The organism is Faecalibacterium duncaniae (assembly GCF_010509575.1).
GTDB classification, from domain to species: domain Bacteria; phylum Bacillota; class Clostridia; order Oscillospirales; family Ruminococcaceae; genus Faecalibacterium; species Faecalibacterium duncaniae.
The window spans coordinates 3016483-3038657 of the sequence record NZ_CP048437.1 but is presented as its reverse complement, the minus strand read 5'-3'; the positions used below and the strand labels follow the sequence as shown (position 1 = coordinate 3038657).

The 22175-nt window shown below is 54.7% G+C and carries 18 protein-coding genes, 2 tRNA genes and 1 pseudogene; 14 read left to right on the top strand and 7 right to left on the bottom strand.

The annotated features are described in order from the left end of the window. The first annotated feature begins 202 nt into the window (after positions 1 to 202). The 7 genes from GXM22_RS14690 to GXM22_RS14660 all read left to right on the top strand — a co-directional run bounded on the left by GXM22_RS14690 (position 203) and on the right by GXM22_RS14660 (position 8321). Positions 203 to 1150 (top strand): ABC transporter permease, encoded by a 948-nt coding sequence (locus tag GXM22_RS14690; protein WP_005934836.1) that lies wholly within the window; start codon positions 203 to 205, stop codon positions 1148 to 1150. Beyond that, positions 1134 to 2069, top strand: a complete 936-nt coding sequence (locus GXM22_RS14685) for a carbohydrate ABC transporter permease (protein ID WP_005934834.1) — start codon at positions 1134 to 1136, stop codon at positions 2067 to 2069. The genes GXM22_RS14690 and GXM22_RS14685 overlap by 17 nt, the downstream gene beginning before the upstream one ends. Positions 2070 to 2145: 76 nt before the next feature. Beyond that, positions 2146 to 3819, top strand: a complete 1674-nt coding sequence (locus tag GXM22_RS14680; RefSeq protein ID WP_035394668.1) for an extracellular solute-binding protein — start codon at positions 2146 to 2148, stop codon at positions 3817 to 3819. A gap of 24 nt (positions 3820 to 3843) precedes the next feature. Beyond that, a complete protein-coding gene (locus GXM22_RS14675; RefSeq protein WP_005934832.1) occupies positions 3844 to 5319 on the top strand; it encodes a glycoside hydrolase family 32 protein in 1476 nt (491 codons plus the stop codon). Positions 5320 to 5637: 318 nt separating this feature from the next. After that, complete coding sequence (locus GXM22_RS14670; protein ID WP_005934830.1) at positions 5638 to 6837, top strand: CobW family GTP-binding protein; 1200 nt, start codon at positions 5638 to 5640, stop codon at positions 6835 to 6837. A gap of 31 nt (positions 6838 to 6868) precedes the next feature. After that, entirely contained in the window at positions 6869 to 7831 is a 963-nt protein-coding gene (locus tag GXM22_RS14665) for a TIGR03943 family putative permease subunit (protein WP_005934829.1), read from the top strand. Between the two features lie 28 nt (positions 7832 to 7859). Further along, a complete protein-coding gene (locus GXM22_RS14660; protein WP_005934828.1) occupies positions 7860 to 8321 on the top strand; it encodes a hypothetical protein in 462 nt (153 codons plus the stop codon). 56 nt (positions 8322 to 8377) lie between these two features. On the opposite strand, the gene GXM22_RS14655 is transcribed toward GXM22_RS14660, so the two are convergent. Next, a complete protein-coding gene (locus GXM22_RS14655) occupies positions 8378 to 9232 on the bottom strand; it encodes an NAD(P)/FAD-dependent oxidoreductase (RefSeq protein ID WP_005934826.1) in 855 nt (284 codons plus the stop codon). Between the two features lie 285 nt (positions 9233 to 9517). Between GXM22_RS14655 and GXM22_RS14650 the strand changes: the two genes are divergently transcribed. Next, the gene (locus tag GXM22_RS14650; protein ID WP_005934824.1) at positions 9518 to 10525 is read left to right on the top strand and encodes an asparaginase; all 1008 of its coding nucleotides are present in this window, start codon (positions 9518 to 9520) and stop codon (positions 10523 to 10525) included. 39 nt (positions 10526 to 10564) lie between these two features. Here the strand turns inward: GXM22_RS14650 and GXM22_RS14645 are convergent, their stop codons facing one another. Together GXM22_RS14645 and GXM22_RS14640 are read right to left on the bottom strand one after the other, a co-directional pair. Then, positions 10565 to 10897, bottom strand: a complete 333-nt coding sequence (locus tag GXM22_RS14645; protein ID WP_005934823.1) for a branched-chain amino acid transporter permease — start codon at positions 10895 to 10897, stop codon at positions 10565 to 10567. Then, positions 10894 to 11667: an AzlC family ABC transporter permease gene (locus tag GXM22_RS14640; protein WP_099357269.1), complete on the bottom strand. Its 774-nt coding sequence runs from the start codon at positions 11665 to 11667 to the stop codon at positions 10894 to 10896. Before GXM22_RS14640 ends, GXM22_RS14645 begins: the two co-directional genes overlap by 4 nt. Positions 11668 to 11888: 221 nt before the next feature. Here GXM22_RS14640 and GXM22_RS14635 point away from each other — a divergent pair, with 221 nt between their 5' ends. Both GXM22_RS14635 and GXM22_RS14630 read left to right on the top strand, forming a co-directional pair. Then, positions 11889 to 13406: a sodium/proline symporter gene (locus GXM22_RS14635; protein ID WP_005934821.1), complete on the top strand. Its 1518-nt coding sequence runs from the start codon at positions 11889 to 11891 to the stop codon at positions 13404 to 13406. A 338-nt stretch (positions 13407 to 13744) separates the two neighbouring features. Beyond that, positions 13745 to 15157 (top strand): MFS transporter, encoded by a 1413-nt coding sequence (locus GXM22_RS14630; RefSeq protein ID WP_005934819.1) that lies wholly within the window; start codon positions 13745 to 13747, stop codon positions 15155 to 15157. 105 nt (positions 15158 to 15262) lie between these two features. On the opposite strand, the gene GXM22_RS14625 is transcribed toward GXM22_RS14630, so the two are convergent. Beyond that, on the bottom strand, positions 15263 to 15925 hold the full coding sequence (locus GXM22_RS14625; RefSeq protein ID WP_005934817.1) for a helix-turn-helix domain-containing protein: 663 nt from the start codon (positions 15923 to 15925) through the stop codon (positions 15263 to 15265). Between the two features lie 167 nt (positions 15926 to 16092). Beyond that, on the bottom strand, positions 16093 to 17697 hold the full coding sequence (pckA, locus tag GXM22_RS14620) for a phosphoenolpyruvate carboxykinase (ATP) (protein WP_005934816.1): 1605 nt from the start codon (positions 17695 to 17697) through the stop codon (positions 16093 to 16095). Between the two features lie 448 nt (positions 17698 to 18145). Between pckA and GXM22_RS14615 the strand changes: the two genes are divergently transcribed. The 4 genes and pseudogenes from GXM22_RS14615 to GXM22_RS14600 form a co-directional block, all read left to right on the top strand. Continuing rightward, positions 18146 to 18220: transfer RNA gene (locus tag GXM22_RS14615), tRNA-Glu, on the top strand. A gap of 41 nt (positions 18221 to 18261) precedes the next feature. Continuing rightward, positions 18262 to 18338: transfer RNA gene (locus tag GXM22_RS14610), tRNA-Asn, on the top strand. 202 nt (positions 18339 to 18540) lie between these two features. Further along, the gene (gene trpS, locus GXM22_RS14605) at positions 18541 to 19602 is read left to right on the top strand and encodes a tryptophan--tRNA ligase (protein ID WP_005934814.1); all 1062 of its coding nucleotides are present in this window, start codon (positions 18541 to 18543) and stop codon (positions 19600 to 19602) included. A gap of 198 nt (positions 19603 to 19800) precedes the next feature. Continuing rightward, a pseudogene (locus tag GXM22_RS14600) lies at positions 19801 to 19923 on the top strand (helix-turn-helix transcriptional regulator); the annotation flags it as partial. Between the two features lie 604 nt (positions 19924 to 20527). Here GXM22_RS14600 and GXM22_RS14585 read toward each other — a convergent pair. Both GXM22_RS14585 and GXM22_RS14580 read right to left on the bottom strand, forming a co-directional pair. Further along, on the bottom strand, positions 20528 to 21394 hold the full coding sequence (locus GXM22_RS14585; protein WP_001255868.1) for an aminoglycoside 6-adenylyltransferase AadE: 867 nt from the start codon (positions 21392 to 21394) through the stop codon (positions 20528 to 20530). Between the two features lie 182 nt (positions 21395 to 21576). Then, positions 21577 to 22146, bottom strand: a complete 570-nt coding sequence (locus tag GXM22_RS14580; protein WP_005934810.1) for a DNA-3-methyladenine glycosylase I — start codon at positions 22144 to 22146, stop codon at positions 21577 to 21579. Between the last annotated feature and the right edge of the window lie 29 nt (positions 22147 to 22175).

Sequence of the window (22175 nt, the reverse complement as noted above, 5' to 3'; positions counted from 1 at the left end):
TTCGAATTTGTGCATCTGTACAAATCCACAGTATTTCTTGATATATACTATGAATTATCGTTGACATTCGCTTGCTTGCGTGGTATAAATGAATTACAGAGTTTTACATTTGCACAATCAAAGTAAAAAGTGCAAGATTCAAAGGTGCAAATGTAAAATGCAAATCAAGCGGCAAGCAAATCAAAAAGGAGGAGAATGATTCATGAAAGCAAAGACAGCCTCGTCGGAAACGGCTGTGCTGGCAGCAGAACGCAAGCTGCACAACACATGGGTCTACATCAAACGGCATTGGCAGCTTTACCTGTTGTTCCTGCTGCCTGCTGTGGTGCTGACGCTGGTGTTCAAGTACGCTCCCATGGGCGGTGTGCTGATCGCGTTCCAGAAGTACAATCCCTTCAAAGGTATCTGGGGCAGCGAGTGGGTAGGCTTCAAAAACTTTACCCGCTTCATGTCCTCGCCGGATTTCCAGCGCTATCTGATCAACACCCTGAAGCTGAGCGTCTACGGTCTGCTGTGGGGCTTCCCGATCCCCATTCTGCTGGCATTCCTGCTCAACCGTATTGAGAGCAAGAAGATCAAGCAGAAGGTGCAGCTGGTGCTGTATATGCCCAACTTCATCTCGGTCATCGTGCTGTGCGGTATCGTCCGGGTGCTGCTGAGTGTCACCGGTCCGGTGAACGGCCTGCTTCACACCAGCATCAACTTCATGACGCTGCCGGAAGCGTTCCGCCCCATCTACATCATCAGCGGCATCTGGCAGGGTGCCGGCTGGGCATCCATCATGTACACCGCATCCCTTTCTAACGCCAGCAAAGATCTGAAGGAAGCTGCTATGATCGACGGCGCAAACCTGATCCAGCAGATCATGACAGTGGAGTGGCCCGCCATTAAGGATATGGTCGTTATTCAGTTCATCCTGCAGGCAGGCAACATCATGAGCATCGGTTTTGAAAAAGCCTATGCCCTGCAAACCGACCTGAACCTGAACACTGCCGAGATCATTGCAACGTACGTTTATAAAAAGGGCCTGTTGGACGGCGATTACAGCTTCTCCACGGCAGTCGGTCTGTTCAACACCGTTGTCAACGTCATCCTGCTGATCGCAGTGAACAAGGTCGTTGCCAAAATGAACGATGGCAAGGGCTTGTAAGGAGGGGTTTACCATGGCAAAACAGAAAAAATCAAAAATGGCCCTCTACACCAGACAAGATAAGATCATCCTGTACTGCGGCTACGCACTTCTGGGCTTGTTCCTGCTGGCGATCATCGTTCCGATGATCTACATCGTCATCGCGTCCTTTATGGACCCGGTCACTCTGCAAAACAAGGGCATCTCCTTTGATTTCAGCAAGTGGAGTCTGGATGCTTACCAGCGTGTCGTTTCGGACAAGCAGATCTGGGTCGGCTTCAGGAACGCAGTACTTTACTCGATCATCTTCACCATCATCTCGGTCGCTGTGACGATGCTTGCCGCTTATCCCATGTCGCTGCCGGACTTCAAAGGCAAAACGATCTTCAACACCTTGTTTGTGATCACGATGTTTTTCAGCGGCGGTCTGATCCCCACCTACCTGCTCATCAACAATCTGGGTCTGCTGGATTCCATGTGGGCGGTCATTCTGCCGGGAGCATTCAGCGTGTGGAACATGATCATTGCCCGTACCTATTATCAAGGCATCCCGCGTGAGCTGCGCGAAGCTGCGGATGTGGATGGAGCCAGCGAGATGCTTTACTTCTTCAAGATCCTGCTGCCCGTCTGTATGCCGGTGGTGGCAGTTCTGGCCCTGTGGCAGTTCGTGGCAATGTGGAACAGCTACTTTGACGCCATGATCTACCTGAACAGCGCATCGAAGCAGCCGCTGCAGCTGGTGCTGCGTTCCATCCTGATCCAGAGCCAGCCGGAATCCGGCATGATCGCAGATATCCAGAGCACTGCCGAACGTGCGAAGATGGCAGAGCTGCTCAAATATGCAACCATTATTATTTCCAGTCTGCCGCTGCTGGTGATGTATCCTTTCTTCCAGAAGTATTTTGATGCTGGCATCATGGCTGGTTCCATTAAAGGCTGAGGATATTCCAGAATTTTATGAGCCGGTACGCTCATCAGCTACACGAAAAAAGAAACATGAAAAAGGAGAAAATACCATGAAAAAGCTGATCTCTCGCCGCAACTTCCTCAAGGTCTGTGCTCTGGCGGGCTCTGCTGCTGCTCTGTCTGCCTGTGGCGGCGGCAAATCCACCGGCAGCAGCAATTCTGCTGCCGCAGCTGTGGACACGACCGGTGCCGTTACATTTCCGCTGTCCGAAAAGGTCACCTTTACCGGTATGACCAGCTTCCCTGTGGGCAGCGAATCCGAGCCGAACAACCGTACCATCTTCAAGCGTCTGGAAGAGCAGACCAATGTGCACATCGACTGGACCGCCATCCAGTCCGACCAGTGGAACGATAAGATCACCCTGAATATGTCCAACCCCAACACCCTGACGGATTTTGTTTTTACTGCTGATTTTACCGACAGCAATCTGCTGCGCTACGCAGATCAGGGTGTCATCCTCAATCTGGAAGACTACATTGACAACAATATGCCGAATCTCCAGAAGGTCTTTGAGCAGTACCCGGAGTACCGCACCATGTGTACCGACAGCGATGGCCACATCTGGGCACTGCCCTGGATCGAGCAGCTCGGCTCAGAAAAGACCGCCATCCAGACCATTGGCAACATGAGCTTCATCAATACCAAGTGGCTGAACTTCCTCGGTCTGTCGATGCCCACCACAGTGGACGAGTTTGAACAGGTGCTGATGGCATTCCGTGATAACGCCGCTTCTATCAAGGCAGAGTATGGCATTGACGGCGATATCATCCCCATGTCCTGCATCGTCAACAACGGCGATCAGGACCCCAGCATCCTCATCAATGGCTTTGGCGAAGGCTACGGCGATGCAGACAAAGACCGCCATATCGCTGTTACCAACGACCGGAAAGTCATCTGTGCCGCCACCCAGCAGGGCTACCGTGATGGTCTGGACTGGCTGCACAAGCTGTATGCCGAGAAGCTCATTGACCCGGAGTGCTTCACGCAGGAGTGGTCCACCTATGTTTCCAAGGGCAAGGCTGGCCGCTATGGTGTCTGCTTCAGCTGGGATGTTGCCAACATTGACAACCTGACCGACTGGGAGCCGCTGCCTGCCCTGACCGCCGATACCCGGAATATCACTCCGCAGAACGGCTCTTTCACCAGCGGCTTTGGCCGCGGCAAGTGCGTTGTTACCGCAAAGGCGACGAATCCTGCACTGGTTTGCGCATGGCTGGATCAGATGTACGCGCCCCTCCAGTCTCCTCAGAACAACTGGGGTACTTACGGCGATGCGGAAGGCTTTAACATTTTTGAAATGTCCACCAACGATAAGGGCGAGCCCATGCTGAAGCACGCTCCTCTGGGCGATGCTTCTCCCGTGGAAGTCCGTGAGGCGCAGTGTGTCGGCGGGCCTCTGGCGGTTCTGGATGATTACTATGGTGTATACGTTACCTGCCCGGACGATGCACAGTACCGTCTGGACTGGATCAAGGAAATCTACACCCCGGATATGAACAACGATTATGTCTATCCCAATGTCTTTATGAGCAACGAGGACACCGAGCAGGTCTCCAACCTGCAGGCAGATCTGCAGACCTACATGAATACGCAGAAGGCCGACTGGATCATGAACGGCACTACGGATGCAGAGTGGAACGAATATCTGAGCAAGCTGGAAGACTACGGCCTGTCCGACTATCTGGGCATTATGCAGAAATATCTGGATGCTTACTACGCATAAGAATTCTTTCCTTTGGAGGATTCCATGAACGATTTGACTTTACAAAAAGCCCGTGCCTACGAGGCCGAGCACGGTGCTGCCATTTCCCCGGCGGAACGCCCTGCTTACCACATGACCCCCTATGTGGGCTGGCTGAACGACCCCAACGGTTTCTCTTATTACAAAGGGAAGTATCACCAGTTCTATCAGTATAACCCCTACGATGTGCGGTGGGCGCCCATGCACTGGGGTCACGCCGTCAGCACCGACCTGCTGCACTGGGAGTATCTGCCCTGTGCGCTGGCACCGGATTCCCCGGTGGACAACGGCCCCGGCTGCTTCTCCGGCTCTGCCACCGAGATGGATGACGGCAGGCAGCTGCTGATGTACACCAGCGTGATTGCAGAAAAGCAGCCCAATGGGGAGATGCGGGATATCCAGACCCAGAGCATTGCCATCGGTGACGGTCTCAACTACGAAAAGCCTGCCTGCAACCCGGTGCTGACCCAGAAAGACCTGCCGGAAGGCTTCAGCAGGTTCGACTTCCGGGACCCCAAGATCTGGCGTGAGGCCGATGGCACCTACTCCGCCGTCACCGTCTGCCGGGCCGAGGACGGCAGCGGCGCAGCGGCACTGTTCCAGAGCAAGGACGGCTTCGACTGGCACTTTGTCACGGTGCTGGAACGCTGCAACAATCAGTACGGAAAAATGTGGGAGTGCCCGGACTTCTTCCCGCTGGATGGCAAGCAGGTCTTGATGCTGGGACCCATGGAGATGCTGCCCAAGGGCGAGTTCCACAATGGTCACAACGTCATTGCCTTCATCGGCAGCTACGACGAAGCCACCCACACTTTCACCAAGGAAAATGTGCAGCTGATGGACGGCGGCATCGACTTCTACGCCACCCAGACCACCCTTGCCCCGGATGGCCGCCGGATCATGACGGCATGGCTGCAGACCTGGTCGGACACCGAGGATAAGCCCCAGGGCTGCAAGTGGTTCGGGCAGACCATCTGCCCCCGGGAGCTGCATATCAAGGATGGGCGCATTCTTCAGAGCCCCGTGCGAGAGCTGGATGCCGTCCACGGTAAGCGCACCTTCCACGAAAATGTGACGGTGCAAAGCGAAATTTCTCTGGGAGGCATCAAGGGTCGTGTGGCCGACCTGACCATCACGGTGCAGCCCGGCGAATACCGCTCCTTTACCCTGAAGCTGGCCGCCGATGCAGACCATCACACCAGCCTGACCTACGATCCCTACACCTCCGAGCTGACGCTGGATCGCAGCTATGCCGGTTCCCGTGCCGACATCGTTCACCGCCGCAGCTGCAAGGTGCGCAGCCAGAACGGTGCACTCAAGCTCCGCATCCTGTTGGATAAGAACAGCATCGAAGTTTTCGCCAACGATGGTGAGCAGACCATGACCGCATGGATCTACACCCCCCAGTCTGCCGATGGCATCACCTTTGCCGCCGATGGCAAAGCAACTGTTACGGCGGAACAGTTTGAACTGAATCTGTAACCTGATATTCCCATCATTTCTCCTTCATTGAATACAGCCCCGCTTTGGCTTCTCCTTCGCCAAAGTGGGGCTGTGTTTTTGTATGGGTTCTATGCTTTCTGCCCCCGTTCCGGGGGCTTTTTTGTGTCCGGGAGGCAGCGTTTTCTGAAAACGCAGCCAAACTGCAAAAAAAGTTACAATTTTCTCATCAAAAAAGGCGGTTTCCCATTGACAGCCTTGTTATAATAGGAGTGTAAGATTTTTGAGCCAGCACTCTGCGGCTCTGATTGCTGAACGGCCCTTGCGGGCTTTTGGAAAAAGAAAGAGGCATACAGCATTATGACGAATATCGATATTTTCTCCGGCTTCCTGGGTGCCGGCAAGACGACTCTGATCAAGAAGCTCATCAAGGAATCCTTTGCGGGCCAGAAGGTGGTCCTGATCGAGAACGAGTTTGGTGAGATCGGCATCGACGGCGGCTTCCTGAAGGAGTCCGGCATCCAGATCAACGAGCTGAACGCAGGCTGCATCTGCTGCTCTCTGGTGGGCGATTTCCGTGCCGCTCTGCAGCAGGTGGTGGAGCAGTACCACCCCGACCGCATCGTCATTGAGCCCTCCGGTGTGGGCAAGCTGAGCGATGTCACCCGCGCTGTGGAGGGTGTGGCTGAGCATCTGGATGTGAAGCTGAACAGCTTTGTCACCGTGGCCGATGTCAACAAGGTCAAGATGTATATGAAGAACTTCGGTGAGTTCTATGATGATCAGATCAGCCACGCAAGCTGCATCATCCTGAGCCGCACCCAGACCGCCAGCGAGGAGAAGATCGCCGCTGCGGTTGCCATGCTGCGCGAGAAGAATCCCACCGCTACCATCGTGACCACCGCATGGGATTCCCTGACCGGCGAACAGATCCTGAAGGCCATGTCCTCCAAGGACGATTTCAAGGCAGAGCTGATCGCCATGGCTGCCAAGGCCAATGAGAAGCACGCCGAGGAGGACGAGGAAGAAGAGCACGAGCATCATCACCATCATTACGATGAGAACGGTGTGTGCAGCTGCGGCCATCACCACCATGATCACGATGACGATGACGACGATGATGAGGACGAGCACGAGCATCACCACGACCACGAGGACCACTGCTGCCACCACCATCACGACCACGACCATGAGGATGACCATGATGAGCATGAGCATCATCACCACGATGAGGACGGCCACTGCTGCTGCGGCCATCACCACCACCATCACCACGATCACGATGCCGATGAGGTGTTCACCAGCTGGGGTGTCGAGACGGCCAAGAAGTTCAGCAAGGCAGACATCGAGCATGCACTGACCGAGCTGGACGGCGGCAAGTACGGCATGATCCTGCGCTCCAAGGGCATCGTGGACGGCGGTGCCGACGGCTGGCTGGAGTTCGATTACGTCCCCGGCGAGTGGGAAGTGCGTCAGCGCGGTGCCGACGTGGGCGGCAAGCTGGTCGTCATCGGCTCCAAGCTGGACGAAAAGGCCATTGCCGCACTGTTTGGCTGCTGAGCTGCAAGTTGTGTAAGGAGAAAAACCGATTATGGCAAACGAGATCCCGGTTTACCTGTTTGTGGGCTTCCTCGAAAGCGGCAAGACCAAGTTCATTCAGGAGACCTTTGAAGACCCCAATTTCGACTCCGGCGACAAGACCCTGCTGCTGGTCTGCGAAGAGGGTGAGGAAGAATATAACGAAAAGAAGTTCGCCTTCCCCGGCGTGACCCTGAAGGTCCTCGAGGATAAGGCGGAGCTGAACCCCCAGAATCTGGCCAAGCTCGAAAAAGAATCCGGCGCAGGCCGTGTGGTCATTGAGTACAACGGCATGTGGCTGCTGCAGGATCTGGCCAACAACCTGCCCGAGAACTGGATCGTCTACCAGTGCATTGCCACGGCCGACGGCACCACGGCTCTGACCTACGCCCGCGACAACTCCATGCGCTCTCTGCTGCTGGACAAGATCGCCCGCAGTGAGCTGATCGTGTTCAACCGCGCCGAGGCCGTGAACAACGATGCCGCCCGTCAGGAGCTGCACAAGCTGGTGCGTCAGGCCTCCCGCAAGTGCGATATCGCCTATGAGTTCGCCGACGGCAGCGTGGCATATGATGACATCCCCGACCCGCTGCCCTTTGATCTGAACGCCCCGATCGTCGAGATCGGCGAGGACGATTTCGGTATCTGGTATATGGACTGCCAGGACGAGCCCCAGAAGTACGTGGGCAAGACCGTCCGGTTCCTGGCGCAGGTCTGCCAGACCAACCGCGCGGGCAAAAACAGTTTTGTACCCGGCCGTTTTGCAATGACCTGCTGCGTGCAGGATATCCAGTTCGTGGGCTTCCCCTGCAGCTATGATGGCTACAAGGCACTGGAGCAGCGCGCCTGGGTCACTGTGACCGCCAAGGTCAATTATAAGTTCCACAACATCTACCGCGGCAAGGGCCCGGTGCTGACCGCTATCTCGGTGGAGCCCGCCGAAAAGCCGCAGAACGATGTCGTAACATTCTCTTAATCCTATCTTATACAGGGAGGACTTCACCATGAAAACTCTGTTCCGTGTTCTGGGTGCCGCTGCCGCTGTGGCTGTTACCGGTGCCGCCATCGTCGTGCTGGACAAAGTTCTGAACGACAAGGACCCGCTCCACGTCGAAAACGTGGAGTTCCCCGAGGAAGCTGAAAAGGACCCCGCCGAGGCCGAAAAGACTGCCGAAGCCTACGCCGAGGGCGAGGCCAGGGAGACCGCTCCCGGTGACGCATGGCCCCCTGCCTTTGAAAAGGCTCCTGCCGAGCCCGAGACTGCTCCTGCAGCCCCGGTGGTGGAAGCTGCCCGGGCAGAGAAGACTGCCGAGGAAAAGCCTGCGGCAGAGGAAACGACCGTGAATCCTGTGGAGGCAGGCCCTGCCGTTGCCCCCAAGGATGAGAACGGCAAGTTCGATGCCACCAAGATCGCGGAGGCCAGCGATTTCACCGGCATCGAAGAGGAATCCGGCTGCAAGAGCTGAGCAAAGCAATAAAAGGACGCTGTGCCGCAGGGCACAGCGTCCTTTTTCTGTCTGGGTCATTTCCGCAGGGCTTTGGCGGCTTCGGTGCCTGCCACGGCACCTTCGTACACGGCCTTGGCGACCTGCAGCAGCCCGCCGGTGCAGTCTCCGGCGGCATACAGGCCGGGCAGGGAGGTCTGCATGTGGTCATCCACCACGATCCGGCTGCCGTTCACCTCGGCCCCCAGCTTGCGGGCCAGGGCAGTGCTGCCCGCCACGCCCAGCGCCACGAACACGCCGGAGACTTCCAGTGTCCCGCCGTCTTTCAGCTGCACGCCGGTGACCCGCTCTTCACCGAGGATGGCTTCCACGGCTTCCGTCCGCACGGCCACCGCTGGCGGGAATTGTGCCGTCAGCGGGGCTCCGCCCGTGAGCAGGGTGACGCTGTGGGCCACGGGCAGCAGGGCCTGTACCTCGTGCAGGGCGTACTCTCCACTGCCCAGCACGGCCACATCCCTGCCGCGGTAGAAAAAGGCATCGCAGGTGGCGCAGTAGCTCACGCCGTGGCCCTCCAGCCCGGCAAGGCCCGGAATGCGGGGCGCTGCCCGGGAAGCCCCCGTGGCCAGAATGACAGCATCGGCGGGGAAATCCCCGGCCAGCGTCTCCACGGTCAGCTTGTCGGTGTAGGTCAGGCCCACGGCCTCGGTGGTGACGAACTCCACCCCCACGGCTTTGGCACCCTCGATGCCCCGGCGTTCCAGTTCGGCACCGGTGATGGGTTCGGCAAAGCCGTAGTAGTTCTGGATGAGCTCGGCCCGGTCCAGTGCGCCGGGGCCCTTGGTCAGAACGGTGGTCTGCACCCCGGCGCGCGCGGCATACAATGCCGCCGAGACACCTGCGGGGCCGGAACCGATGATCACAATGTTAGACATGGCAGTTTCTCCTTATGGTAGGTTTGCTTTTGTCCAACCTCTCAGTCTCGCATCCGCTCGACAGCTCCCCTAGTAGGGGAGCCCTTGGCATTGCGTAAAGCCTTGCCTCTTTGCCAAGGCCTCTCCTACTAGGAGAGGTGGCATTGCGTAGCAATGACGGAGAGGTTGAGGACTGTTTGATCTTATGATAACTATTATACCTCAACTCCCCGCACTTTTCATCTCCGACGAACTGTGCTATACTGAAAATATCGCAAGAATCGACACCATGGAGGGGAAAAACCTATGTCCAAGCAGCGCCTGCTTTTTATCACCACCGGCGGCACCATTGCCAGCGTGCGCACCGCACAGGGGCTCAAGCCTGTTCTGACCAGCGAGGAACTGCTGGCCCATCTGCCGGAATTGCAGCAGCTCTGCTGCCCGGAAACGCTCAACCTGTGCAGCATCGACAGCACCGACCTTGGCCCGGAGCACTGGCTGATGATGGCCAAGGCTGTGCAGGAAAACTATGCGCTTTACGATGGCTTTATCATCTGTCACGGCACCGATACGCTGGCCTACTCGGCGGCGGCGCTGTCCTACCTTATCCAGAATGCGGACAAGCCCATCATCCTCACGGGTGCCCAGCAGCCCATTTCCAATGAGATCACCGATGCCAAGAAGAACCTGCGGGACAGCGTGATCTGTGCCCTTGATCCGGGCAGCCGGGGTGTGATGGTGGTGTTTGGCGGGCACGTCATTGCGGGCACCCGCGCCAAGAAGAACAAGACCATCAGCTACGATGCCTTTGCGTCGGTCAACTTCCCGGCGCTGGCGCTGGTGCAGGGCGACCGGCTGGTGCGGTATGTGGCTTCGCCTTGGCCCACCGGCCCTGTGGAGTTTGGCCGGGCGCTGAACCCCAAAGTGTTCCTGCTCAAGCTGACTCCCGGCCTTGGACCGGAACTTATCCCGGCCATTTTTCAACAATATGACTGCGTCATTGTGGAAAGCTTTGGCGTGGGCGGCATTCCCCAGCGGCTCATGGATGCCTTTGCCGAGGAGCTGGGCGATTACGACAAGACCCACAAGATCCTGATCCTGACCACGCAGGTCACTTATGAGGGCAGCGATGTGGGCATTTACGAGGTGGGCAAGCGGGTCAAGAACCGCTTCCGCTTCCTGGAGGCCCACGATATGACCATTGAGGCTGTTGTCACCAAGGTCATGTGGCTGCTGGCCCAGAACTGCGAGAACTTTGACCAGCTCCAGCAGCGGTTCTACCGGCAGATCAATTTTGATACATTCTATCATTGAAACAAACGGGAGATGCCCCACCGGCACCTCCCGTTTCTGTTATGCGAACACCAGCTGCACCAACAGCACATAACACACCGTACCGCCAGTGATGGAGACCAGTGTCTGGTGCTTCCACCGGTGCAGGGCGATGGTCACAGCAACGGCAATGGCCTCGGGGATGCCGTGACTGCCCGCAAAGGGTGTGACGCTTTTCAGGCAGTAGAGGATCAGCATTCCGAAGATGGCGGCGGGAAGCACCCGGCCCAGATACTGTACCACCTCGGGCGGCTGCTGGTCCTTGGAGGAAAAGATCAAAAAGGGCAGAAAGCGGGTGAGCATGGTCGCCGCCGTGCACACTGCAATGGTCAGGCCCATCTGGAACGTGGTCATTGCGCTGCCTCCTTCTGCTTCTCGGTTTGGCCGGGGACGATGCCGTTGGCCCGCTCAATGGGCTTGCGCAAAACCAGCAGCAGCACCAGAATGCAGGCCATGGAGGGCAGCAGGAAGCTGCCGGAACCAAAAAGGACCAGGCAGACCAGCGGCACGGCCAGCCCGATGATGCCGCTGTAATGCTGCTTTTCCTTTTCCCACTGGTTGAGGAAGATGACCACGAACATGGCGGTCATCACAAAATCCACGCCCTTGGTGCTGAAGGGGAGCACCGACCCCACCACGGCCCCCAGCCCGGCGCTGGCGACCCAGTAGAACTGGTCCAGCAGGGTGATGAAGAACATGAACCAGCCCCGGTCGATCCCCTGCGGCGGCTCTGCAGAGCAGGTGATGGAAAAGGTCTCGTCGCTCATGGCAAAGATCATGTAAAAGCTGCGCAGGCCGTAGCCCTTGTACCGCTCCAGCATGGCCAGACCGTAGAACAGGTGCCGTGCCTGGATCATCAGCGCCATCAGAAAAGCCGACAGCGGGGAAAAGGCTCCCAGCAGCAGGCTTGCCAGCACAAATTCCAGCGAGCCGCCGTAGACCACGGTGCCCATGAGCATAGGCATCCAGACGGGCAGGCCAAGGCTCTGCACATAGATGCCGTAGCCCATGCCCAGCACGAGATAGCCTGCAAAAACCGGCACGGTCTGGGGTGCGGCGGCCCGGAAGGCCTGCCACACCACACCGGAGCCCGGTACAGCTTGTATGGTTTTGGATTCTTTCATATACACTAACCCCCTGGATTGGTAGTATAACAGATTTCCGGGATTTTGCAAGAAAAATCCCGGGGCCGGATGTTTCCGGTCAATTTGAAAACTTTTTGTCCGCCACTCGTGGACTTTTGGCGAATCAGGACAAATTTTTGCCAAAAGACTTGCACTTTGATGCTTTACTGTGGTAAAATCGAAGTGTACTTTCATTTGGAAAGACAAGGGGGAAAAAGTATATGACCAACATCTGCATCATCGCCACCATCATCATCTATCTGGTGGCAATGCTGTTGGTTGGGTTTGCATACAGCAAGTCCAACAACGACAGCACCGATTTCTACCTCGGCGGCCGCAAAATGGGCCCGCTGGTCACGGCCATGAGCGCCGAAGCCAGCGATATGTCCAGCTGGCTGCTGATGGGAATGCCGGGCCTTGCCTACCTCACCGGCATCGCCTCGCCCGGCTGGACCGCCATCGGCCTGGCGCTGGGCACCTGGCTGAACTGGCTCATCGTGGCCCGGCGGCTGCGGCGGTATTCGGCCAATCTGGAAGCCATCACCGTGCCCCAGTTCCTGTCCCTGCGCTTCCACGACCAGCGCAATCTGCTCAACGCATTGGGCGCGGTGATCATCATCGTGTTCTTTGTGCCCTACACGGCTTCGGGCTTTGCCGCCTGCGGTAAGCTGTTCCACAGCCTCTTCGGCGTGGATTACATGGCGGCCATGGTGGTCTCGGCCTGCGTCATCGTGGGCTATACCATCACGGGCGGCTTCCGCGCTGTTACCACCACCGACCTCATCCAGTCCATCGTGATGAGCCTGGCCCTTGTGGCTGTGCTGGTGTACGGCATTGGCGCGGCAGGCGGCTGGGATGCCGTTGTGGCCAACGCTCAGAGCCTGCCCGGCTACCTGACCATGATGGCCAGCCACAACGCCGCTGAGGGCACGGCCACCTCGTACAGCCTGCTGGACATCGTCTCCACCATGGCGTGGGGCCTGGGCTACTTCGGAATGCCCCACATCCTGCTCCGCTTCATGGCCATTGAGGATGAAAAGAAGCTGGTGCTCAGCCGCCGCATTGCCAGCGTGTGGGTCGTCATTGCCATGACCGCCTCCATCATCATCGGCATGGTGGGCCTTGGCATGACCAAGGCGGGCGCGCTGGAGTACCTGAGCGGCTCCTCCAGCGAGACGGTCATCGTCCGCATTGCAAACCTCATTGCACAGCACGGCATTCTGGCAGCCGTTCTGGCGGGCCTGATCCTGGCGGGCATCCTTGCTGCCACCATGTCCACCGCCGACAGCCAGATGCTTGCTGCCGCGTCCAGCGTCTCCCAGAATATCCTGCAGGAATTCGGCCACATGAAGCTGACCGAACGCCAGAGCCTGTTTGCTGCCCGCCTGACCATCGTCTGCGTCAGTGTGGTGGGCGTGGTGCTGGCCCGTGACCCCAATTCCAGCGTGTTCGGCATCGTCAGCTTTGCATGGGCTGGTTTCGGCGGTGCGTATGGTGCCGTGATGCTCTGCGCCCTGTTCTGGAAGCGCTGCAACTGGCAGGGTGCGCTGGCCGGGATGCTCGCCGGCGGCCTGATGGTCTTTGTCTGGAAGTACCTCATCAGTCCGCTGGGCGGCGTGTTCAGCATCTATGAGCTGCTGCCCGCCTTCCTGACCTCACTGCTGGTCTGCGTGGTGGTCAGCCTGGTCACCCCCGCCCCCTCGAAGGAGATCGAAGCCGAGTTTGAGGCGGCGAAATAAGAAACAATAGAAAGCAAGGGCCATTGCACAGATTCTCGTGCAATGGCCCTTGCTTTATGTTCGGCGCACAACGCCATTCTCAACAAAGAAAAGATTCGGCTAAGAAAAAATATTTTGCATACAAAAAAAGAAAAGATTGCTTGTGCAGAATCACGAAAACGCTGCACGAATTAAAGAATACAACAAGAAATACTTTTAAATCGTAAATTCTTCAGGCGGAATCGTAAAAAAATTCTAACATTTTGGAAAGAGATGCCGTATCATGGATTCATAAATATGCATACGGCTTGCGGGCGGTGTGCCAAAATTGTCCGGAAAATTCAGAAAGGAGTATTTTCATGGGGAAATCAACAGTGGATGCGTCTGCAGGGTTTGGATTGCGTGATAAACTTGCATACGCAGCGGGTGACTTTGGCTGCAATATGAGTTTTGCACTCAAAGGCTACCTGACGATTTATTGGACGCAGTTTATGGGGATCGACAACTACCTGATGGCATCCCTTCTGCTGATCGTGCAGATCTGGGACGCAATCAACGATCCTATTATCGGAGCAATGGTAGATGCGGATACACATAAGTACCGCCGGAACAAGTTCCTTGCCTATATCTGGTTCGGTGCGATCGGACTGACCGTGGCTGGTGCACTTTGCTATCTGCCGTTCCCGCAGGCTCCCGGTATGGTCAAGAATATTCTGTTTGTGGCAGGCTATATGATCTGGGATGCTTTCTACACCGTTGCAAATGTGCCGTATGGCTCGATGCTGTCTCTGATTTCGGATGACCCGATCCAGCGTGCACAGCTGTCGACTTTCCGCTCCATTGGTTCTATGGCTGGTTCGCTTCTTACCGGCATGCTGATTCCGGTGATCATTTATGATAACCAGAACAACCTGCGTGGTGAGCAGATGTTTGGCATTGCTCTGGTCATGGGTGTGATCGGTCTGGTCTGCTTCCGCTTTATGGTCACGAACACAAAGGTGCGTGTGGACACCACGATCACTCTGAAAGAGGATGCACCAAAGTTCAACATCATAAAGGCGTTCAACAACTTTATCCATAACCGCCCGGCTGTGGGCGCAACGCTGGCACCTGTGGCAACGTTTATTGGTATGTATGGTGCCTCTACTGCAGGTCAGATCCTGTTCCAGGCTTATTTCAAGAATGCAAAGATCTCCGGCATTGTGGGTATGATCTCCTACTTTGGCGTTTTCATTTTCAGTCCTTTTGTAAGCCGTATCGTCAAGCGCTTTGGCAAGAAGGAAGCTGTGACCTTTGGTTCAGCAGTCTGTGCGCTGGCATACGTCCTGATGCTGGTTCTGCCCATCACACCGGACAGCCGGGGCCTCGGCCTTTATGTCCTGTGTCAGGTCATTGCAATGCTGGGCGGCGGTATCGGAAGCTGCCTGAGCTGGTCTCTGATGGCAGATGCGATCGATTATAACGAGTGGAAATTTGGTGTGCGAGAAGAAGGCACTACCTATGCACTGCACTCCTTCTTCCGTAAGCTTGCACAGGGCATCGGACCTTCTCTGGGCCTTGTTCTGGCAACCAAACTGGGCTATGATGCATCTCTGAAGGCTGCACAGACGATCGAAGTGGCAACCCGGATGCGCTATCTGGTGCCGATCATGTATCTGGGAAGCTATATCATGATGATCATTGCGTACGGCGTGGTGTTCAATCTGGATAAAAAGACGCTGGCGCAGATGGAAAGCGATCTGAAAGAACGCCGGGCAAAGAACGAAAAGTAAATGATCTTATAATCAGAGGAATAGAAGAACGGGGAAACTTCTGATAAGATGATAGAAAGCCCTCCTTTCGCTTGAGCGACGGGAGGGCTTTCTTTTTTTTTTTTTTCAGTTGATCAGAATCGCCATCATCTCAGCGCAGGGGATCGCGAAGCCGAACCCGAAGAAGAACAGCAGGTCGAGCACAAACTTCCAGAGCCGGACAGCAGGGGAGCAGAAGTTCATGGAGCGGGTGACGGAGGCACCTATCTCACCCCAGTGTCGGTAGTAGCCGGTCTGCTCAAAGTTGTTCCAGAGCTCCAGCGAGAGAAATTCTATCCCGACAAACAATGGGAAAAACACCCAGGAGGGAAGCCAGCCGTCTGCCTGCAGGTTCCCATTGCTCAGGGTACGCCAGTGGACGGCCATCCGGCCCGGGCAGGCGAGGATGCCCCAGATGGCCAGTGCGGCACTGAGCCAAAACAAAACTGCCCGTACCGAGCGCCAGTCAATGGATTGTTGACGACGCAGCAGGGTAAAGAAATCTTCCAGCGGGACTTCCGGTGCAATATCTGCTTCCTGCGGGTCACGGCAGTGCATCAGGTCGGCAAGGGTCAGCCCCAGCGCGTCGGCCAGTGGTTCCAGCGTGTTGATGTCCGGCAGGCCGACCCCGCGTTCCCATCGGCTGACAGCCTTATCTGTTACATGTAGCTGCTGGGCCAGCTCTGCCTGTGTTAATCCCTGTGACTTGCGCATCCGGGCGAGAAATGCCCCGAACGTTTTCGCATCCATTGTGCTCACATCCTTTGGAAAAAGGATAGCATACCACGCACCAAAAGGCAATCGACGCTTTGTTTACCTGCTCCAAAACACAAATCCCCCACCGCCTGTTCGGTCAATGGACAGGCAGCGGGGGATATTTTATATGGAGTTCAGAAGAAAAATGCTGGGATCAGAGCTTACAGCTGGGGGCCGGCAGAGACCAGAGCCTTGCCGTGCTCGTTACCCTCGTACTTCTTGAAGTTCTTGATGAAGCGGCCAGCCAGATCCTTGGCCTTCTCCTCCCACTGGGAAGCGTCGGCGTAGGTATCACGGGGATCCAGGATGCCGGTGTCAACACCGTTCAGGACGGTGGGAACCTCGAAGTCGAAGTAGGGGATCTTCTTGGTGGGCACGTTGTTGATATCGCCGTTCAGGATAGCATCGATGATACCACGGGTGTCCTTGATGGAGATGCGCTTGCCGGTGCCGTTCCAGCCGGTGTTGACCAGGTAAGCCTTAGCGCCGCTCATCTGCATCTTCTTGACCAGCTCCTCAGCGTACTTGGTGGGGTGCAGCTCCAGGAAAGCCTGGCCGAAGCAAGCGGAGAAGGTGGGGGTGGGCTCAGTGATGCCGCGCTCGGTGCCGGCCAGCTTGGCGGTGAAGCCGGACAGGAAGTAGTACTGGGTCTGCTCGGGGCTCAGGATAGAGACAGGAGGCAGAACGCCGAATGCGTCAGCAGACAGGAAGATGACATTCTTTGCAGCAGGTGCAGAAGAGATGGGGCGGACAATGTTCTGGATGTGGTTGATGGGGTAGGACACACGGGTGTTCTCGGTGACAGACTTGTCAGCGAAGTCGATGTGGCCCTCAGCATCCAGAGTGACGTTCTCCAGCAGAGCGTTGCGCTTGATGGCGTTGTAGATATCGGGCTCGGAGTCCTTATCCAGGTTGATGACCTTTGCGTAGCAGCCGCCCTCGAAGTTGAACACGCCGTTGTCGTCCCAGCCGTGCTCGTCATCGCCGATCAGCAGACGCTTGGGATCGGTGGACAGGGTGGTCTTGCCGGTGCCGGACAGACCGAAGAAGATGGCAGTGTTCTTGCCCTCCATATCGGTGTTGGCGGAGCAGTGCATGGAAGCAATGCCCTTCAGCGGCAGGAAGTAGTTCATCATGGAGAACATGCCCTTCTTCATCTCGCCGCCGTACCAGGTGTTGACGATGACCTGCTCCTTGCTGGTAATGTTGAACATAACAGCAGTCTCGGAGTTCAGGCCCAGCTCCTTGTAGTTCTCGACCTTGGCCTTGGAAGCGTTGTAAACAACGAAATCAGGCTCAAAGCTCTCCAGCTCCTCAGCGGTGGGCTTGATGAACATGTTGGTGACGAAGTGTGCCTGCCAGGCCACTTCCATGATGAAACGGACAGCCATGCGGGTGTCCTTGTTTGCGCCGCAGAAAGCATCCACAACGTACAGGCGCTTGTTGGACAGCTCCTTCTTTGCAATTTCCTTCACGGCAGCCCAGGCTTCCTCAGAAGCGGGGTGGTTGTCGTTCTTGTACTCGTCGCTAGTCCACCAAACGGTGTTCTTGGAGTTCTCGTCCATCACGATGAACTTGTCCTTGGGGGAACGGCCGGTGTAGATGCCGGTCATAACATTCACAGCGCCCAGCTCGCTGACCTTGCCCACTTCGTAGCCTTCCAGGCCGGGCTTGGTCTCTTCCTCGAACAGCTGCTCGTAAGAGGGGTTATACACGACCTCGGTCGTGCCGGTAATGCCGTACTTGCTCAGATCTACCTTTGCCATGATACTTATACCTCTTCTTTCGTTCAGATCAATTCTGATCGCGCGACGCACATGCCCTTAGCCAATGGGCAGCGCGGGCGATGAAGAAATACAGATGCGTATTCTCCTGTTTACCATTATACATAAAAACGTTCCAAAATCAACCAGAGGAAACAAAAGGTTCTTATAAATGTAACAAATTTTATTCAGAATCTTAGCTGTTTGAAGTGATTTCATAAGAAGAAAGGGGAACCGCGGCGAACAAAATAAAGAAAAGAGACCCAAAACACAACTTTGATAATATTTTGTCGATTCTGGATGCAACTGGGTATCCCAGAGCGGAAAAACCGGGGCGGGAGGCCCGCAGCACAAATTTCTGAAAAACTTGAAATTTCCTGTTGACAAAGTACGACTGCTATGCTAAAATAATCGAGTCGGGAGCGAAACCCCGATGCGAAAATGGACGTATGGCCCGTTGGTCAAGCGGTTAAGACAGAGGCCTCTCACGCCTTTAACATCGGTTCGATTCCGGTACGGGTCACCATTTTATAGTAGTAAAACGGCTGTATGCCGTTTTATATAGATGCCTCTTTAGCTCAGTCGGTTAGAGCACCTGACTGTTAATCAGGGTGTCGCCTGTTCGAGTCAGGCAAGAGGCGCCAGTAAAGCGATGGAAATGTTCCATCGCTTTTTTCTTTTTGTTGACAGCGAATGCGGCGGGGGATATACTTATAAATAACGATTAAACCTCTCAGTCCGCCTGGCGGCGGCCAGCTCCCCTGGTAGGGGAGCCCTTGGCAGAAGCAGAACGTTTTTCGGAAAAGGCAAGGCGGAGCAAGGAGACTTTTGAGGAGAAGAATTACAATGAAACAGATCATTCTGACCGGCGACCGTCCCACGGGCCGCCTGCATGTTGGCCACTACGTTGGCTCTTTGAAGGAGCGCGTGCGCCTGCAGAACACCGGCAAGTTCGACGAGATCTATATTATGATCGCTGACGCGCAGGCCCTGACGGACAACGCCGATAACCCGGAGAAGGTCCGCCAGAACATCCTGCAGGTGGCACTGGACTATCTGGCCTGCGGTCTGGACCCCAACAAGGTCCACATCTTCATCCAGTCCATGGTGCCTCAGCTGACAGAGCTGAGCTTCTATTATATGAATCTGGTCACGGTGAGCCGCCTGCAGCGCAACCCCACCGTGAAGAGCGAGATCCAGATGCGGAACTTCGAGACCAGCATCCCGGTGGGCTTCTTCACCTACCCCATCAGCCAGGCAGCGGATATCACGGCATTCGGTGCCACCACTGTGCCGGCCGGTGAGGATCAGATGCCCATGCTGGAGCAGTGCCGCGAGATCGTGCACAAGTTCAACGCCGTCTACGGCGAGACCCTGACCATGCCTGAGATCATGCTGCCCCAGAATGCCGCCTGCCTGCGCCTGCCCGGCATCGATGGCAAGGCCAAGATGAGCAAGAGCCTGGGCAACTGCATCTACCTGTCGGATGAGCCCGAGGACATTAAGAAGAAGATCATGTCCATGTACACCGACCCCAACCACCTGCGGGTGCAGGACCCCGGCAAGGTGGAGGGCAACCCCGTGTTCATCTATCTGGACGCTTTCAGCCGCCCCGAGCACTTTGCCGAGTTCCTGCCGGAGTACCAGAACCTCGATGAGCTCAAGGCCCACTATCAGCGTGGCGGTCTGGGCGACGTGAAGATCAAGAAGTTCCTCAACGCCGTCATGCAGGCCGAGCTGGAGCCCATCCGCAACCGCCGCAAGGAGTGGGAGCAGCGCCTGCCCGAGGTCGTGGAGATCCTGAAGGAAGGCAGCGCCGTGGCCGAAAAGACCGCTGCCGCCACCCTGGCCAATGTCCGCAAAGCCATGCGCATTGACTACTTCGCGGATAATAACCTGCTGAAGTAACAAATGGTAGAAACAAAACCGCCTGTGCCCATGCGATTATGCTGGGTGCAGGCGGTTTTTGCGTGGCTGCAACCGCTGGTTGACAAATTTCAAGCCGCAATTGGTGGTTGTCAACTGGAAAATCTGCTATGATAACAGCATAGAGGACGTCCGCCGGAATCCATTGATACGCCGCCCTGCGGCAGAAAAGAGAACACTATGATCTTAGCAGAAAAAATTGCCCTTCTCCGCCGCCAGAATGGATGGAGCCAGGAGGAACTGGCCAATCAGCTGAATGTCTCGCGCCAGGCGGTCTCGAAGTGGGAGGGCGGGGTTTCACTTAGATAAAGATACCACATCAATCCCACGCTGACTTTTGCTCAACCGATACAGCCGGAGGGCTGGATAACAAGAAAAGGCGGTATGCGCCCCGTGGAGGGGTAGCGTACCGCCTTTTCTTGTGGGGGTTTCCAAAGGGGGCAACGCCCCCATTTGGCACACGACTTTGCGAAGCAAAGTGTAGTGTGTTATACGCTCTGTCGGCGTTGCCGTGAAAATGCCGTTGCCGCCGGGGAGGGCAAGGGCATTTGAAGCGGCAGGAAAACAGGGCTGTGCTTGCGTGGCGTAGAGCCGTAAGCACAGGTCTGGTTTCAACAGCAGACTGGGCGTATATGAAAGCCCCCGTCCCTCGTCCTACGCTCCGACTTGTGGACAAAGTGTCCCGAAGTTGTGGCCACACTCCCGGAAAAGTAGCAGGACAGCGGGCAACCGTCAAGGCTGAAATGAACGGGGTTACACCCGGCCTTGACCGCCGCCCGCCGCCCCGCTGGATGGGTGGACAAGGCGGCCAATCCCTCAAAGTGCTTGGCCGCTCTCTTTCTGATTTTGAGGTATTCAGTTTTTCAAAATTGAATAATCAAAATAAATTTTTTCGATTGAAAAAATTTTATTTGTTATCATCTTCAATGCCATATTTTTTCTTTTGCCGAATCACATAATTACTGATTTTTTCATCATATAGTGGATACTGGTAATCCAACTGGCATGCCACTTCTGACGAAACCTCCCGGAACAATGCCATACATTGTTCAAAGGATTCCCACATATGGGGATAGGAATCCATATTATAAGTGGACATAAGTCGTTCCCACAATTCCTCTGGGACATATTGCTTCATAAATTTATAGTTTTTTCCCAAACTGAAATGAAATCCCTGTTTGATACCAATCAGCCAGGAAATCATGCGAAGCAATTCTTTCCGTACTATATCATTCATATGGTCAATAGCAAAAAGAATTTCTTTGCGGCATAAGCCCTTTACTACATATGTTGTAGTATTCCAAAATTCATTACAGCAATCGTCAAACATTCTTTGAGTAGGCTTCTGCAAGTGGTAGTCTATATCCGTTGGTATTGGCGGCTTTACGATACGGTTGTCTTTATCCAACAGTAACTTTACCAGTTTATCCCATGTAAAATACTCGTCTATCAGTTCCAGCGGCAGCAAAGTTAAATCTATCTTAACATCATCAGTAAACAGCATTAAATATGAAAATCCCTTTTCTACAGCTGGAAATAATTCCATATCTTCCGGCTTTTGCAGAATCAACCTTTCACCAAATATATCTAGCCATTTATCATCACTTGTGAAGCTGTCCATATCCGTAACAAAAAAAGTAATATCAAAATCCTGAAAATCATCAGGCGGAATATTTGTATTTGTTCTAGATCCTTCCAAAGTAACCATGCGAATGCGTTTGTCTGTTTTTGCAAAATTCAAAACAATATCATAAACTTCCTTTTCTGATCTCATTTTTATCTCCTCCAATTATTGAAATAGGTGTGAAGCCATTTTAGGGCTTTCCCGCCTTGATTACCCTTTAGCAAAGACGGGCGGGACTGTCAACGGCGGCGCATTTATGCGCCGTTCATCTTGACCGTTGACTGGCTCGGCTGGCTTTGCTATCTCTCGATAAATTGTACCGAAATATTGAATTATTCTGGTACATACAAATAGCAACCTTTCACATGGTCATTTACAATTCCGATTGCCTGCATATACGCATATATAATCGTGCTGCCTACAAACTTAAAGCCTCGTTTTTTTAAGTCTTTACTGATTCTATCTGAAAGTGGCGTTGTTGCAGGAATGTCCGCTTCCGATTTGAAATGATTATGAATCGGTCTATTCTTAACATAAGACCAAATAAACTTATCAAAACTTCCGTATTCTTCTTGGATTTTGATAAATTGCTGTGCGTTTGTGATTGTCGACTTAATTTTTAATCTATTGCGAACAATATTGGGATTTTGCATTAACTCATCAATTTTAGTTTCGTCATAGAGAGCAATTTTTTGATAATCAAACTCGTTGAAGGCTTCCTTAAATGCAGCTCTTTTATTTAATATCGTCAGCCATGATAATCCGGCTTGCATACCTTCAAGAACCAACATTTCAAATAGTTTTCTATCATCATGAACGGGCTTTCCCCATTCCTCATCATGGTATTCTTTATAGAGTTCTGTGGTTGCCCACGAACATCTTTCTCTATCGTCTTTCTTCATGGTATCCTCCGTTTGTAAAATTTGTTTTT

Bases quoted from the DNA above. Each gene is read 5' to 3' on its own strand.
- GXM22_RS14670 (WP_005934830.1), top strand. From the start codon at position 5,638: ATGACGAATATCGATATTTTCTCCGGCTTCCTGGGTGCCGGCAAGACG.
- GXM22_RS14625 (WP_005934817.1), bottom strand. From the start codon at position 15,925: ATGGATGCGAAAACGTTCGGGGCATTTCTCGCCCGGATGCGCAAGTCA.
- GXM22_RS14635 (WP_005934821.1), top strand. From the start codon at position 11,889: ATGACCAACATCTGCATCATCGCCACCATCATCATCTATCTGGTGGCA.
- GXM22_RS14690 (WP_005934836.1), top strand. From the start codon at position 203: ATGAAAGCAAAGACAGCCTCGTCGGAAACGGCTGTGCTGGCAGCAGAA.
- GXM22_RS14660 (WP_005934828.1), top strand. From the start codon at position 7,860: ATGAAAACTCTGTTCCGTGTTCTGGGTGCCGCTGCCGCTGTGGCTGTT.
- GXM22_RS14680 (WP_035394668.1), top strand. From the start codon at position 2,146: ATGAAAAAGCTGATCTCTCGCCGCAACTTCCTCAAGGTCTGTGCTCTG.
- GXM22_RS14580 (WP_005934810.1), bottom strand. From the start codon at position 22,146: ATGAAGAAAGACGATAGAGAAAGATGTTCGTGGGCAACCACAGAACTC.
- GXM22_RS14675 (WP_005934832.1), top strand. From the start codon at position 3,844: ATGAACGATTTGACTTTACAAAAAGCCCGTGCCTACGAGGCCGAGCAC.
- GXM22_RS14630 (WP_005934819.1), top strand. From the start codon at position 13,745: ATGGGGAAATCAACAGTGGATGCGTCTGCAGGGTTTGGATTGCGTGAT.
- GXM22_RS14585 (WP_001255868.1), bottom strand. From the start codon at position 21,394: ATGAGATCAGAAAAGGAAGTTTATGATATTGTTTTGAATTTTGCAAAA.
- pckA (WP_005934816.1), bottom strand. From the start codon at position 17,697: ATGGCAAAGGTAGATCTGAGCAAGTACGGCATTACCGGCACGACCGAG.
- GXM22_RS14685 (WP_005934834.1), top strand. From the start codon at position 1,134: ATGGCAAGGGCTTGTAAGGAGGGGTTTACCATGGCAAAACAGAAAAAA.
- GXM22_RS14640 (WP_099357269.1), bottom strand. From the start codon at position 11,667: ATGAAAGAATCCAAAACCATACAAGCTGTACCGGGCTCCGGTGTGGTG.
- GXM22_RS14655 (WP_005934826.1), bottom strand. From the start codon at position 9,232: ATGTCTAACATTGTGATCATCGGTTCCGGCCCCGCAGGTGTCTCGGCG.
- GXM22_RS14645 (WP_005934823.1), bottom strand. From the start codon at position 10,897: ATGACCACGTTCCAGATGGGCCTGACCATTGCAGTGTGCACGGCGGCG.
- GXM22_RS14650 (WP_005934824.1), top strand. From the start codon at position 9,518: ATGTCCAAGCAGCGCCTGCTTTTTATCACCACCGGCGGCACCATTGCC.
- GXM22_RS14665 (WP_005934829.1), top strand. From the start codon at position 6,869: ATGGCAAACGAGATCCCGGTTTACCTGTTTGTGGGCTTCCTCGAAAGC.
- trpS (WP_005934814.1), top strand. From the start codon at position 18,541: ATGAAACAGATCATTCTGACCGGCGACCGTCCCACGGGCCGCCTGCAT.